The organism is Lentzea sp. NPDC059081 (genome assembly GCF_042738015.1).
In the GTDB taxonomy this organism is placed as follows: domain Bacteria; phylum Actinomycetota; class Actinomycetes; order Mycobacteriales; family Pseudonocardiaceae; genus Lentzea.
Map to the genome: position 1 here is coordinate 47,916 of NZ_JBHYGW010000019.1, position 13,819 is coordinate 61,734.

Sequence of the window (13,819 nt, forward strand, 5' to 3'; positions counted from 1 at the left end):
CTCAGACCAGCCAGACCGCAGTGTCCGGCGGCAGCTGCTCGCCGTCCATCGGCCCCGACGACAGCAGCACCTGACCGGGCGGCAGCGGCACCGACGCCCCGGAGGTGTTCAGCGCGCAGATCAGCCCGCCGCCCTTGCGCCGGAACGCGAAGCAGCCGGCCGGCGCGCCGTACCACTCCAGCTCGGTGCCGGCGAACGACGCGTGGGACTTCCGGTGCTCCAGCGCCTCGCGGTACAGCGACAGCATCGAGCCCGGGTCCTCCAGCTGCGCCTCCGCGGTGAGGTGGCCCCACTCGTTCGGCTGCGGCAGCCAGGTGTTCGCGCCCGTCGAGAACCCGAACGGGGGCGTGGTGCCTTCCCACGGGATCGGCACGCGGCAGCCGTCGCGGCCGCGCTCGGTGTGGCCGGAGCGCTCCCAGGTCGGGTCCTGCAGGGCCCAGTCCGGCAGCTCCACGTTCGGCAGGCCGAGCTCTTCGCCGTTGTAGAGGTAGATCACGCCGGGCAGGGCCAGCTCGACCAGCGCCATCGCGCGGGCCCGCTGCTCGCCCAGCTCGCCGCCGCCGTAGCGCGTCACGTGCCGCACCACGTCGTGGTTCGACAGCGTCCACGCGGCCGGGGTGCCGGACAGGGCCACGGCGGCCAGGGAGTGCTCGATCGCCCCGCGGACGGCGTCGGCGTCGAAGGCCGCCTCGACCAGGCGGAAGTTGAAGCCCAGGTGCAGCTCGTCGGGACGGACGTAGGCGGCGAACCGCTCGTCGTCCTTCACCCAGATCTCGCCGACGGCCATGGTGCCGGGGTAGCCGTCCATGACCTTGCGGATCATGCGGTGGATCTCGTGCACGCCGTCGTTGTCGAAGCGCGGGTCGTGCGCGTCGTCGGACAGCACGCCCGGCGCCTGGACCCTGATCTCCATGTCCGGCAGGCCTTCGGGCTTGGCCATGCCGTGCGCCACGTCGATGCGGAAGCCGTCGACGCCGCGGTCCAGCCAGAACCGCAGCGTGTGCTCCAGGTCGGCGCGGACCTCGGGGTGCTCCCAGTTGAGGTCGGGCTGCTCCGGCGCGAACAGGTGCAGGTACCACTGGCCGTCGGGCACGCGGGTCCACGCGGGGCCGCCGAAGACGGAGACCCAGTTGTTCGGCGGCTGCGAGCCGTCGAAGCCGCGGCCCTCGCGGAAGATGTAGCGCGACCGCTCCATGCTGCCGGGACCGGCCTGCAGCGCCTCCTGGAACCACTCGTGCAGGTCGCTCGAGTGGTTGGGCACCAGGTCGACGGTCACCCGGATGTTGTGCTCGTGCGCGTCCGCCACCAGCCGGTCGAACGCGGCCAGGTCGCCGAACAGCGGGTCGACGTCGCGCGGGTCGGCCACGTCGTAGCCGTGGTCGGCCATCGGCGAGCGGTAGAACGGGGTGAGCCAGAGGGCGTCGACCCCGAGCAGCTCCAGGTAGCCGAGGCGGGACCGGATGCCTTCGAGGTCGCCGACACCGTCGCCGTCGGAGTCGGCGAAGGAGCGCACGTACACCTGGTAGAAGACGGCGTCACGCCACCAGGCGGCCTCTTCGGCGATCTCGGGGGTGAGGTCGGAGGATCGTCGCACGAGGGGTCATCCTGCCATTCGTCTCGCTGCCAAAGGACCCGAACGGGTGATGGGTGGTCACGACCAGCTGTTCATCAAGCTGTTCGCCGCCATCTCCATGTAGTCCCAGAGCTGCTTGCGGTGGGCCTCGTCCAGACCGGCTTCGTCCACGGCGATCCTCATGCAGCGCAGCCACGCGTCCCGTTCGATCGGACCGATCTTGAACGGCACGTGGCGCATCCGCAGCCTCGGGTGGCCCCGGTTGTCCGAGTAGGTGTGGGGTCCGCCCCAGTACTGCATCAGGAACAGCCTCAGCCGCTCCTCCGCAGGTCCGAGGTCCTCTTCGGGGTACAGGGGGAGGAGCACGTCGTCGGACTTCACCTCTTGGTAGAAGCGCGCGACGATGCGGTGGAACGTCTCCTCGCCACCGACCTGTTCGAAGAAGCTCACGGGGTTTCCCACACGACCATCCTGACTCACGCGGGTGGGCGCGTGCAGACCACCCCGGGTGTTGGCCCTGCCATAGGCGGGTGAACTGGCAGGACGCCGGGTGATCACCGCTTCGAATGCGTGTTCTAACTCACCCGGCATCCGTGTTTGGGCTACTTGGCCGTGAACCCGGCCTCTTCCAGCGCGGGCATGAGCTGGGCACGGAGGTTGCGCTGCACCGCCCACTGCCGGCCGGGCCGCGTCTTCACGGTGACCCGCAGCGTGATGCCCTCCGGCGTGAACTTCTCCACGCCCAGCACGTCGGGCTTCGCCGTGATGTCCGACTTGAGCGGCTCCTTCTCGGCCACCTGGGCGGCCCGGCGCTCCAGGACGCCGGTGGCCTCCGCGAGGTTGGCGCCGTAGCTCAGCGGCAGGTCGACGACCGCGACCGCGAAGCCCTGCGACGAGTTGCCGACGCGCAGGATCTCGCCGTTGCGGACGTACCAGACCGTGCCGCCGGTGTCGCGGATCGTGGTGGTGCGCAGGGCGACCGCCTCGACCGTGCCGGTGATGGACGGGCCGAGGTCGACGACGTCGCCCACGCCGTACTGGTCCTCCAGCAGCATGAACATGCCGGACAGGAAGTCCTTCACCAGGTTCTGGGCGCCGAAGCCGATGGCGACGCCCAGGATGCCCGCGGACGTCAGCACGGGCGTGATGTCGAGCCCGACCACGATCATGATCTCCAGGAACGCTATCCCGAAGATCAGGATCGTGACGATCGACTTCAGCACCGAGCCGATCGTGCGGGCGCGCTGCTCGCGGCGTTCGGAGATGAGGTTCCCGAGCGCCTGCGGTGCGCGTTCCCGCAGCGGCTTGAGCAGCCCCGGCTTCTTGCCTTCCTTGCCGGGGATGGTGATCCGGTCGATGATCTTGCGAAGCACGGCCCGCAGCACGAAGGCGGCGATCAGGATCACGACGATCTTGATCGCGCCCGCGAGGATCATCGGGCCGTACTTCTCGAAGAAGCCCACCGCCTGCGCGGTCTTGTTGGCGACGTCATCCACGGGACTCGTCACGTGGTCGTGCCCTCCTACTACAACTCCATGCCGGTGGCATTCGCGAGAAACGTCAGCTGGTCCACGGCGAGAGACACCGTCCGGCTGACCGACCTGCCCGCGTGACCGACCTCGGTCTCGCGCCTGATCAGCACGGGGTGCTTGGCCGGATCACTCGACGACGCGTGCTGCAACGCGGCACACATCTTCCTGGCGTGGTTGGGATCCACGCGGGAGTCCGACTCGAACACCGTGAACAACACGGAAGGGTACTCAACGTCCGTTACCACTTGGTGATAAGGCGAGTAGGAGAGCAGCCAGCCCAGCTCCTCGGAAACGCTTGCGCTGCCGTACTCGTCGGCCCACAGCCGCCCGAGCAGGAACTTCTCGTAGCGCACCATGTCGAGCAGTGGCGCTGAGCACACCACCGCGGCGTAGAGCTCCGGCCGCTGGGTCAGCGCGGCGCCCACGAGCAAGCCGCCGTTGGAGCCTCCCATGATCGACAGCTGCTGCGGCGTGGTCCACCCGTCGCGGATCAGCCGCTCGGCCGCCGCGTGGAAGTCGTCGAACACGTTCTGCTTGTTGGCGCGCATGCCGGCGACGTGCCAGTCCTCGCCCTCCTCGTCGCCACCGCGCAACGACACGTGCACCCACACGCCGCCCGCCTCGACCCACGCCAGGGTGGTGGCGCTGTAGCCGGGGCCGCGGCCGATCGCGAAGCCGCCGTAGCCGGTGAGCAGCGCGGGGCGGGGCAGGTCGGGCTTCTGCTCGCCGCTGACCACGAACATGTGGACGGTCGTGCCGTCCTTGGACGTGTACGCGATCTGCTGCGTCGTCACCGCGGGCAGCTCGACCCGGCCGGGCGCCGCCTCGTGCAGCGCCGTCTCGCCGTTGGAGAACCGGTAGACGGACTGCGGGGTCACGAAGTCCGTCCACCCGAACCACAGGGTGTCCTGGTCGTGGCCGGTGCGGGGGTCCACGACGGACATGCCGTGCACCGACCCCGTGCCGGGCAGCGGGATCTCCCGCTTGTGCGCGCCGGTCGCGGCGTCGTGCAGGTGCAGCTCGGACACCGCGTGCCTGGTCCGCAGCACCGCGAGGTCGCCGTTCAGCCAGCGCACGCCGTCGAGCACCGAGTCGGGTTCCTCGGCGATCAGCTCGGTCCACTCGGTGGGGTTCGCGGGGTCGGCGACGCACAGCCGCTGCCGGGGCGCGCCGTGGTTGGTGTGCAGGTAGAGGCGGCCGTCGCGGGCGACCGACGCGGAGCACTGCACGCCCGCGTCGGAGAGGATCACCGGCTTGAGCGCCGCGTCGCCGTGCAGGTCCGCGATCCACACGGAGTCGTGCTTCATGGTGCTGGGCGCACCGCTCACCACGAGCCACCGGCCGTCGTGCGAGACGTTGAGCGTGTAGTAGAAGGTGTGCGCCTGGCCGTCGCCGTGGACGTTGAGGTCCGTCTCGGGGTCCGTGCCGACGCGGTGGCGCCACACGCGGCGGTGGAACAGCTTCTCGTCCTCGGGCAGCAGGGCCGGGTCGAGCTGGCGGACGTAGAAGAACTCGTCGCCGCCGGGCAGCCAGCCGATCGCGGAGTAGCGGCACCGGTCGATCGGGCCCTCGACGAGCTCGCCGGACTCGACGTCGACCACGTGCAGCAGCGAGTGCTCGTTGCCGCCCACGGACACCTGGTAGGCCAGCCGGGTGCCCTCGAGGCTGGGGGACCAGCTGTCCAGGGTGGTCCTGCCGGACGGGTCGAGCGCGCTCACGTCGAGCAGCACGCGTTCGGTGCCGTCGGCCTCGCGCACCACGATGACCGGGTGGTCCTGCTCGGGGCCGCGGCGGGTGAAGAACGCCCTGCCGGCGCGCCAGGTCGGCGTGGACACCGAACCCGTGCGCATCAGCTCCCTCAACCTGCCGTCGAGACGGTCGCGGCCGGGCATCGCGTCCAGCCACGAGCGGGCGAGCACGTCCTGCGCCCGGGACCACTCCTCGGTGCGGGGGTCTGCCGCGTCCTCGAGCCAGCGGTAGGGATCGGCGACGGTGCGCCCGTGGATCTGCTCGACGAGGTTCAACCGCTCGGCGACCGGGTACGAGACCGTCGCGGGCAGTGGCGTGGAAGGGGCTTCTGTCACCTTGTCAAGGGTAGCGGCTGTTGAAAACGATCCCCGATAGGGAGCAGGTTCACCCCTGGTTTGATCACACATCCATGACGCGTCACTTATCACACGTGATTTTTTCCTGGTAAGTGTGGTCTCCTATGGCTGAACCGGTGGAGGTGGTCGCGTGCCAGACCGACAACCGACCCCTATCGGCGGCTCGCCTCCAGGCGAGAGGGCGCCGACGGTCCCCCCATGCCGAAACCAGCCCGAGCTGCGGGCTGTGCCGGATGGGGATCGAGACGGGGGAGGTTCCGGTCCGACGCCGGCGGTTTTCCCCTGGGGAAGACGCAAAGTACTGCTGCTGAACGCCACGTTCGAGCCGCTCACGGCCTTGTCACTGCGCCGGGCGGTCGTGCTGGTGGTGTGCGGCAAGGCCGAGGTCGTCCACGGGGACGCCTCCGGGCTCGTGCTGCACTCGTCGAAGTCCGAGGTGCTCGTGCCGTCCGTGATCCGGCTGAGCACTTACGTGCGCGTTCCTTATCGCGGCCGCGTGCCGATGACCCGTGCCGGGCTCATGCACCGCGACCGTTATCGCTGCGCCTACTGCGGCGGGCGGGCCGAGACGATCGACCACGTCGTGCCGCGCTCGCGTGGGGGACCTCACACCTGGACCAACTGCGTCGCCTGCTGTGCGAAGTGCAACCACCGCAAGGCGGACAAGCTGCTGTCCGAACTGGGCTGGCGGCTGCGCGTCGTTCCCGCGGCGCCGCGCGGCCCGCACTGGCGGTTGCTCGCCGGCGTGGCCGAGGCTGATCCGCAGTGGTTGCCGTACCTGGGTGAACCCGCGGCCTGATCTGCCGCTTCGCCGGTGGTCAGGCCGCGAGGGAGAAGTCGCTCCGGCGCGCCGTGATGCGCACGGAGTCGTCGTCCTGCGCGGTGATGCGGACGCTGTCGTCGTGCGCGGTGATCCGGACCGAGTCGTCGCGCTGGGCCGTGATGCGGACGCTGTCGTCGTGTGCCGTGATGCGCACGGAGTCGTCGTGGGCCGTGATGCGGACGCTGTCGTCGTGCGCGGTGATGCGCACGGAGTCGTCCATCGTGATGCGGACCGAGTCGTCCTGAGCGGTGATGCGCACCGAGTCGTCGTGCGCCGTGATCCGGACCGAATCGTCCATGGTGATGCGCACCGAGTCCTCACGCGCCGTGATCCGGACCGAGTCCTGCCGCGCGGTGATGCGCACGGAGTCCTCACGCGCAGTGATGCGCACCGAGTCGGTCATCGTGATCCTGACCGAATCGCTCGCCGTGATGCGGACGGAGTCTGCCATGGTGATGCGGACCGAGTCGGCCGCCGTGATGCGCACCGAATCGCGGGCCGTGATCCGAACGGAGTCGTCCGCCGTGATCCGGACGGAGTCACTGGCAGTGATACGCACTGAATCGTCCTTGTAGCTCGGAAGAGTGAAGGTCACGGCCTGGGGGCGGGTCATCGTGAACATTTTGTGTCCTCCAGCTCGTTCGGGGCGGGTGCGCAAGACCCGTATAGGTGAAAAGCTAAGAGGTGGGTGTTCCGGGAACAAGACCCCAAACCGGCACCCGTTCGCCTCCGACCGGGTGAGGCCTGACCGGGCGTAACCGCTGCGCCGCACGAGAGCGCTCATTGCCCTTACTGGCCGGTATGGACACGCTCTGTAGTCTCCGTTTCGATGGAACATGACATGCGTCACACCGCCGAAGGCGTGCGGGGGCGGGGGTTCAGACGGCTCACCGCCGCCTGGGCCGTCTCGCTCGTCGGCGACGGCGTGCGCGTCGTCGCGTTGCCGTTGTTCACCGCCGCGAGCACCCGCAGCCCGCTCGCGGTGTCCGCGGTCGCCGTGGCCCTCACGCTGCCCTGGTTGCTCGTCGCGCTGCCCGCAGGCGCGCTCGTCGACCGGTGGAGACCGCGGACCGTGGTCGTCGCGGCGCACTGGGTGCGCGCCGGGGTGACCGGTTCGCTCGCGCTGGCGGTCCACTCCGGACACGCGACGGTCGTCGTCTTGTGCGCCACGGCTTTCGTGCTGACCTCCGCCGAGACGTTCGCGGATTCGGCGTCGCAGGTGCTGCTCGTCGAACTGGCGGGGGCGGGGGAGCTGGAGGCGGCCAACGGGCGGTTCGTCGCCGTCGAGACGATCGGCATGGACCTCGCGGGGCCACTGGCCGCCGCGGTGCTCTTCTGGTGGGAGCCGGCGGCCTGCTTCGCGCTCGACGCTGCGTCGTTCGTGATCGCCGCGGTGCTGGTGTCCCGGGTCCCGGACGTCGCGCCGGCCCGGTCGCGGAGCGATCTTCGCGGGCAGCTGCTGGAGGGGGCGCGGTTCCTGGTGTCCACTCCGGGGCTGCGGTCACTGGTAGTTGCCGTTGCAATCACAGCCTTCTGCGCGGCCGCGATCAACGCCGTTCTGGCGCTCTACTCCATCCAGGTACTGGGCCTCGCCGAACCGGTGGTTCCCGGCCTTGTCGTGTGCATGGCGGCCGGTGCTCTGCTAGGAGCCTGGCTGTCCCCGCGGCTCGCGTCCCGGTGGGGTGCCGGCCGGGTGATGGTCGGGTTCCTGGCGTTGCTCGGCGCCGCGTTCGCGATGTTCGGGCTCGTGCCGCTGGTCGGGGCCGCGGTCGTCGCGTGCCTGCTGTGCGGGCTGGCGTCGGCCGGCTGGAACGTGCTGTCCGCGACCCGGCGGCAACGGCTCACGCCCAGGCCGATGATAGGCCGCGTGACCAGCGCCTACCGGGTCCTGGCGTGGGGTCTCGCACCGCTGGGCGCCGGTCTCGCCGGACCGCTCGCGGCGGCGACGTCGCTCGGCGCGGTCTACGTCGTGGCGGGCTCGATCGTGGGATTGGCCTCGATCTTGCTGGCCCGGCCGCTCGCGCGCGGCTGAGTTCGGCTACCGTACCCGCCGTGACCATCGTGGAGACCGTCCTCGTCTTCGCGCTGATCCCGCTGGCGATCTACGGCGTGATCACGCTGCTGACGGTGAGGCCAAAGGCCACCCGGATCCCCCGGTACCGGCCCGGCCAGGAGTGGGGCTACGCCCCGGTGTGGTGGAGCGCGAACCCTGCCGGGTTGAGCGCGGACCACCGCGGTGCCGCCGAGCCCGCTGCCTCGGGTTCGACCGCCAAGGGAGGTGCCCGTGGCAACTGGTAAGGCGATCGAGGTCGTCGACCCCGCGACGCTGCCGCTCGGTGCTGTCGTGACGAACAGCGGCCGGGTGTCCGCGGCGAAGATGTACGAGCCGCACGCGCCGGAGCTGCCGTTCACGCCGACCCAGCTCGCGCAGCTGGACGAGGCGCTCACGCTCTCCAGCCGCACGACCGGCCTCGACTTCAGCGTGTACCTGGGCGAGCTCGGCTCGTCCGCACGGGAGCGCGCGGAGGAGCTGCACGGCTCCACCGACCGCCCGTCGCACCACGTCCTCGTGGCCGTGTCGCCGGGTGAGCGCGTCGTGGAGGTCGTGACGGGCGAGGAGTCGCACCGCCGTCTCCCCGACCGCGGCGCCAAGCTCGCCGTGATGAGCATGGTGGCGTCCTTCAAGGAGGGCGACCTCGCTGGTGGCCTGATCTCCGGCCTGCGCATGCTGACCGACCAGGCGGGCAACGCGCCCCGTTCCTGATCTCGCACCGCGAAACGCCCCCGGCACACCGCCGGGGGCGTTTTCTACGCGCTGACCTCGTTCCGCGCGACCACGAGCCCGCAGATCCGCTCCCAGCCGAGCCTGCTGTACAGGTGCACGCCGTCGGTCGACGAGAACAGCAACCCGGTCTTGGCGCCGTTGTCCACCGCCTCCCGCGCCAGCGCGCCCATCACGACGCTGCCGAGCCCGCGCCGCCGGTGCGCCTCCGCGGTCTCGATCCGGTGTGCCACCGCGTTCTCGCCGACGACCGCCATCAGGCCGCTCGCCGCCTGCTCGCCGTCCCGCACCACCCGCACGCCGACGACCGGGCCGCGGGTCACCTCGACCTCGTAGCCCGCGGGAGGGCCGGCCACCGGGTGGTCGGCCAGCGAGCGCCGCATGAACGTCTCGTCGGGCCGCGCCACGACCAGACCGGCCGCCTCGATCGCCGCCGTCACCTCGTCCCGCGCGTCGGTCAGCACGCTGAGCCAGTTCGGTTCCGCGGAGGCCGCGACGACCCTGGCCGCCTCGGCGACGTCGTCGGAGTCGGTGACGATCCACTCGTACTGCCGGTGCGGCCGGTTCACGTGCACCATCAGCCGGCCGTCCCGGCGTGCGGAGGTCAGCCCGTCCGCCGCGACCCAGCCGCGGTGCCAGCGCTCGGCCAGCTCGTCGATCATGCTTCTCCCTCGGTGTTGGACGCCGTCACGACGTCGGAGATCGTCCGCCAGCCCAGTGCGCGGTACAGGTGCAGGCCTTCCGCGGTCGCGACCAGCAGCCCGTCGACGGCGCCCGCCGCCACCGCCTCCCGGGCGAGCACACCCATCACGGCGCTGCCGAGCCCACGCCGGCGGTGCTCGGGCACGGTCTCCACGGCATGCGGCACCGCGTCCGAGCCGATCACCGCGATCTTCCCGCCCGCCACCTCCTCGCCGTCGTGGAAGACGCGCACCTCGATGACGTCGGACCGGTCCACCGAGATCTCGTAGCCGTCGGGGAACGCGCGGGCGAGGTGGTCGTCCAGGGTGCGGCGCAGGAACGTCCTCTGTTCGTGGACGGTCAGCCCCGCCTCCCGCACCACCTCGGTGACCTCGTCGGGGAAGTCGGTCGGCACGGTCAGCCACATCGGGCCGTGGGACAGCGCGACGTCCTCCGCGTGCGCGGCCGCGTTCGCGTCACCCGCCAGGATCCGCTCCTCCTCCGCGGGGCCCGGCGGCTCGGCCCACACGTGCCAGTTGTCCAGCAGGAGATCGGGCTGCAGCTCCTCCGCCTTCGCCCAGCCGGCCACCCAGCGGTCGACGAGCGCGCCGATCTCCACGCACCGGTCGAGCCGGTCCTCCAGGCCGGGCGCGGACAGCCGCACCTCGACCCCGTTGCGCCGCAGGTACTTCAGCAACCCGGCGAAGTGGCCGGGCATCGCCTCGTGGGCGACGTGCGCGTCCTGCCAGACGAGGGTGATGCCCGGGACGAACCACCACTCGTCGTACACGCCGGTGATCGTGTACGGGCTGCCGAGGGAATGTCCCGGCCCGACAAGGGCTTCGCACAACGCGAGGTGCAGGCCGAACTCGTCGGTGGCGTACCTGCCGTCGACCTCGTGCACACCGGCCGTGGGACGCGCGCGGGGCGCCTTCAGGGCGATCTCGTTCCACCACATGCGGCTCTCGGGGCTCAGCGGCGCCCACAGGTTTCGCTCCGCCGGGACGCCGTCCTGCCACCGGCGCCACACCGCACGGGCGGCGGGCACGGGACGTTGGGCCAGGTCCGGCCCTTCTCCGTAGCGGGACTGGTCGAGCACCACGTCGAACAGGCCCTCGCCGACCGCGGAGGGGACCATCGACGCGACGTCCAAAGCGACTCCCGCGTGGTCCACCACCCGTCCGTCGAGGTCCAGGGCGCGCAGTGCTCCCTCGACCGGCCGGATGCGGTACGGGGTGTCGCAGCCGATCAACGTCACCGGCGGCCACACGTGCTCGTACGCCCGCGGGAAGCCCTCCACCGCGGAACAGACGCCGAGCTCGTCCCCGTCCTTGCGCAGCAGGTACCCGGGCCGCGACGGGCCGAGGTCCACGTCGTCGAGCAGCTGGTTGGCGGAGGCGCTCGCGATGACGTCCCCGCCGGGCAGCACGGCGTGCACGACGACGTCGGACAGCATCCACCACTGCCGGCCGGCCGAGCCCACGACGTCGAGGCGCAGGTCGCCGGTGAGCAGCTCCGGCGCGGCGGAACACCCGCGCAGCACGAGCCGTTCCCGCGGGGCCGCGACCGGGTCCTCGAACAGCCCGTCCACGTCCACGGCCCTGGCCAGCACCTCGTACCGGCCGTCGGGCTCCCGGCACACGACCTCGTAGCGGAACAAGCACACCCCCGGAAAGCGGGAAGGCCCCGCTCCGCCATCAAAGCGGCGCGGGGCCTTCCCCTCGAACGAATTCAGGAACGGTCGAACTCCTGGGCGGCCAGGGCGCGCACGATGCCCGCGCGGCCCTCGGACACCAGCCGGCGCAGGGCAGGCGGGTGCTCGTCGGCCAGCCACGCGTCGGCGGCCTCCACGGTGGACTTCGCGATCGACCACGCCGGGAACATGCCCACGACCATCGACTGCGCGCGCTCGGACGAGCGGCGGTCCCACACGCCCTTGACGTCGGCGAAGTAGCGCTCGACGTACGGTGCGAGCAGCTCCTTCTGACTCGGGTGCGAGATGCCCGCGATGATCGCCTCGCTGACCGCGTTGGGCAGCTCGTCGTCGTTCACGGCGCGGTCCCACGCCTCGTCCTTGGCCGCGGTCGTCGGACGCAGCGCCCGCGTCGACTGGGCCCGGCGGTGACCGGTGGAGGTCGGGTCGCGCTCCTCCTCGGCGTTGATCTCCGCCAGGTCGGCCCTGCCGTGGGCGACCAGGGCCTGCAGCAGGCGCCAGCGCAGGTCCGTGTCGACGTCGAGGCCTTCGAGGACGGCACTTCCGTCGTACCAGCCGCGCAGGACGTCCACAGTGGAGTCGTCGAGCACCGACGACGTCAGCGCGTTGACGAACGCGAGCTGGTGGTCCGAGCCCGGCTCCGCCGCCCTGGCCAGGTCGAGGGCCGTGGCCACGAACCGGCGCCAGCCCTCCGACCGCCACGAGTCGTCCGCGTAGGACGACAGCGAGGTCTGGGCCTGCAGCAGAAGCCGTTGCACCACACCGACCTCGGTCTCGGTGCCGAGGCCGGCGAGGACGAGGTTCACGAAGTCGCGCGCCTTCAGCTCGGCCTCGCGGGTCATCTCCCACGCGGCCGACCAGCACAGCGTGCGCGGCAGCGGCTCGGCGATGTCGGAGATGTGGTCGATCAGCGCGGCCAGCGAGTCGGGGTCCAGGCGCATCGTGCAGTACGTGAGGTCGTCGTCGTTGACCAGCACGATCTTGCCGCGGTGCACGCCGACCAGTTCCGGCACCTCGGTGCGGTCGCCGGTCACGTCCAGCTCGTGGCGGTGCGTGCGGACGAGCTTGCCGCTCTCGTCCGCGTCGTAGACACCGATCGCGATGCGGTGCGTGCGCAGCTCGCCGGCACCCGGACGGGCACCGCCCTGCAGCACGGCGAACTCGGTGAACTTCCCGTCCGCGTCCACGGTGAACTTGGGGCGCAACAGGTTCAGGCCCGTCGTCTCCAGCCACTGCGCGCTCCACCACGACAGGTCGCGGCCGGACGCCTCCTCCAGCGCGCCCAGCAGGTCCGCGAGCGTCGCGTTGCCCCAGGCGTGCTTGGCGAAGTAGACCCGCAGGCCCGCCAGGAAGTTCTCCAGCCCGACGTACGCGACGAGCTGCTTGAGGACGGACGCGCCCTTGGCGTAGGTGATGCCGTCGAAGTTGACCTCGACCGCCTGCACGTCGGAGATGTCCGCGGCGACCGGGTGCGTCGAGGGCAGCTGGTCTTGCCGGTACGCCCACGACTTCTCGATCTTCGCGAACGTCGTCCACGCCTGGCGGTACTCGGTGGCCTCCGCCTGCGCGAGCACGGACGCCCAGGTGGCGAACGACTCGTTCAGCCACAGGTCGTCCCACCAGCGCATCGTCACGAGGTCGCCGAACCACATGTGCGCCATCTCGTGGAGCACGGTCTCGGCGCGGCGCTCGTAGAGGTAGCGGGTGACGCGGCTGCGGAAGACGTAGTCCTCCAGGAACGTGACGCAGCCGGCGTTCTCCATCGCGCCCGCGTTGAACTCCGGCACGAAGCACTGGTCGTACTTGCCGAACGGGTACTGCACGCCGAACGCCTTGTGGAAGAACCCGAAGCCCTGCTTGGTCTCCGTGAACAGCCGCTCGTGGTCCATGTGCGGCGCGAGCGAGGCACGGCAGTAGATGCCCAGCGGGATGCGGAAGTCGCCCTCCACGAACTCGTCGCGCCACTCCGCGTACGGACCCGCGACGAGCGCCACGATGTACGTCGACATCGGCTTGGTGGTGGCGAACGTGTGGACGGCCGAGCCGCCCTCGCCGTCCTCGGTGCCGGTGATCTCGCCGTTCGAGATGACCTTCCAGTCGTGCGGGGCGGTCACCCGCATCGAGTAGACCGACTTGAGGTCGGGCTGGTCGAAGCACGCGAACATGCGCTTGGCGTCCGCGGTCTCGAACTGCGAGTACAGGTACACGCCGCCGTCGACCGGGTCGACGAACCGGTGCAGGCCCTCGCCGGTGTTCATGTACCGGCAGTCGGCCTCGATGGTGAGCTCGTTGGTCTCCGCGAGGTCCGGCAGCTTGACGCCGTCCTCCTCGCGGTAGTCGGAGACGTCGAGCTCGCTGCCGTTGAGCACAGCGCGGTGCACGGTCGCCGCCACGATGTCGATCCACGAGGAAGCACCCGGAGTCCGGCTGCGGAACACCACGGTGGTGGTGGAGCGGAACGTGTCCGAACCCGGCTTCCCGCCGCCGTCGGTCAGGTCCAGCTCGATCCGGTAGGACTCCACTTCCAGCAGCTCAGCACGGTCCTGAGCCTGGTCGCGGGTGAGGTTGGGCGCGGCCACTGGTCACCTCGTCTGCCACGCGTCTGGTTA

Annotated in this window: 12 protein-coding genes; 4 read left to right on the plus strand and 8 right to left on the minus strand. The window is 70.7% G+C overall.

What is annotated here, in order from left to right; all coding sequences use genetic code 11:
• Position 1: 1 nt before the first annotated feature.
• The 4 genes from ACFWV3_RS32255 to ACFWV3_RS32270 form a co-directional block, all read right to left on the minus strand.
• Positions 2 to 1,594, minus strand: a complete 1,593-nt coding sequence (locus ACFWV3_RS32255) for a glycoside hydrolase family 13 protein (RefSeq protein ID WP_382416825.1) — start codon at positions 1,592 to 1,594, stop codon at positions 2 to 4.
• A 57-nt stretch (positions 1,595 to 1,651) separates the two neighbouring features.
• Entirely contained in the window at positions 1,652 to 2,035 is a 384-nt protein-coding gene (locus ACFWV3_RS32260; RefSeq protein WP_382416826.1) for a globin, read from the minus strand.
• A gap of 140 nt (positions 2,036 to 2,175) precedes the next feature.
• Positions 2,176 to 3,009, minus strand: coding sequence for a mechanosensitive ion channel family protein (locus ACFWV3_RS32265; RefSeq protein WP_330854626.1), 834 nt, complete (start codon positions 3,007 to 3,009; stop codon positions 2,176 to 2,178).
• Positions 3,010 to 3,098: 89 nt separating this feature from the next.
• Positions 3,099 to 5,189, minus strand: a complete 2,091-nt coding sequence (locus tag ACFWV3_RS32270) for a prolyl oligopeptidase family protein (protein ID WP_382416828.1) — start codon at positions 5,187 to 5,189, stop codon at positions 3,099 to 3,101.
• Between the two features lie 151 nt (positions 5,190 to 5,340).
• Here ACFWV3_RS32270 and ACFWV3_RS32275 point away from each other — a divergent pair, with 151 nt between their 5' ends.
• On the plus strand, positions 5,341 to 6,009 hold the full coding sequence (locus tag ACFWV3_RS32275) for an HNH endonuclease (RefSeq protein WP_382416829.1): 669 nt from the start codon (positions 5,341 to 5,343) through the stop codon (positions 6,007 to 6,009).
• Between the two features lie 19 nt (positions 6,010 to 6,028).
• Here the strand turns inward: ACFWV3_RS32275 and ACFWV3_RS32280 are convergent, their stop codons facing one another.
• Positions 6,029 to 6,592, minus strand: a complete 564-nt coding sequence (locus ACFWV3_RS32280; protein ID WP_382416830.1) for a DUF2345 domain-containing protein — start codon at positions 6,590 to 6,592, stop codon at positions 6,029 to 6,031.
• A gap of 282 nt (positions 6,593 to 6,874) precedes the next feature.
• Here ACFWV3_RS32280 and ACFWV3_RS32285 point away from each other — a divergent pair, with 282 nt between their 5' ends.
• From ACFWV3_RS32285 to ACFWV3_RS32295, 3 genes are read left to right on the plus strand one after another with little or no spacing between them, the layout of a single operon-like run.
• A complete protein-coding gene (locus ACFWV3_RS32285; RefSeq protein WP_382416832.1) occupies positions 6,875 to 8,065 on the plus strand; it encodes an MFS transporter in 1,191 nt (396 codons plus the stop codon).
• A 20-nt stretch (positions 8,066 to 8,085) separates the two neighbouring features.
• Complete coding sequence (locus ACFWV3_RS32290; protein ID WP_382416834.1) at positions 8,086 to 8,331, plus strand: hypothetical protein; 246 nt, start codon at positions 8,086 to 8,088, stop codon at positions 8,329 to 8,331.
• The gene (locus ACFWV3_RS32295; protein ID WP_382416836.1) at positions 8,318 to 8,797 is read left to right on the plus strand and encodes a DUF5130 family protein; all 480 of its coding nucleotides are present in this window, start codon (positions 8,318 to 8,320) and stop codon (positions 8,795 to 8,797) included. Before ACFWV3_RS32290 ends, ACFWV3_RS32295 begins: the two co-directional genes overlap by 14 nt.
• Before the next feature lie 44 nt (positions 8,798 to 8,841).
• On the opposite strand, the gene ACFWV3_RS32300 is transcribed toward ACFWV3_RS32295, so the two are convergent.
• From ACFWV3_RS32300 to pepN, 3 genes are all read right to left on the minus strand, one after another.
• On the minus strand, positions 8,842 to 9,477 hold the full coding sequence (locus tag ACFWV3_RS32300; RefSeq protein ID WP_382416838.1) for a GNAT family N-acetyltransferase: 636 nt from the start codon (positions 9,475 to 9,477) through the stop codon (positions 8,842 to 8,844).
• Positions 9,474 to 11,156: a GNAT family N-acetyltransferase gene (locus tag ACFWV3_RS32305; protein ID WP_382416840.1), complete on the minus strand. Its 1,683-nt coding sequence runs from the start codon at positions 11,154 to 11,156 to the stop codon at positions 9,474 to 9,476. Before ACFWV3_RS32305 ends, ACFWV3_RS32300 begins: the two co-directional genes overlap by 4 nt.
• A 71-nt stretch (positions 11,157 to 11,227) precedes the next feature.
• On the minus strand, positions 11,228 to 13,789 hold the full coding sequence (gene pepN / locus ACFWV3_RS32310; protein WP_382416841.1) for an aminopeptidase N: 2,562 nt from the start codon (positions 13,787 to 13,789) through the stop codon (positions 11,228 to 11,230).
• Positions 13,790 to 13,819: the final 30 nt, after the last annotated feature.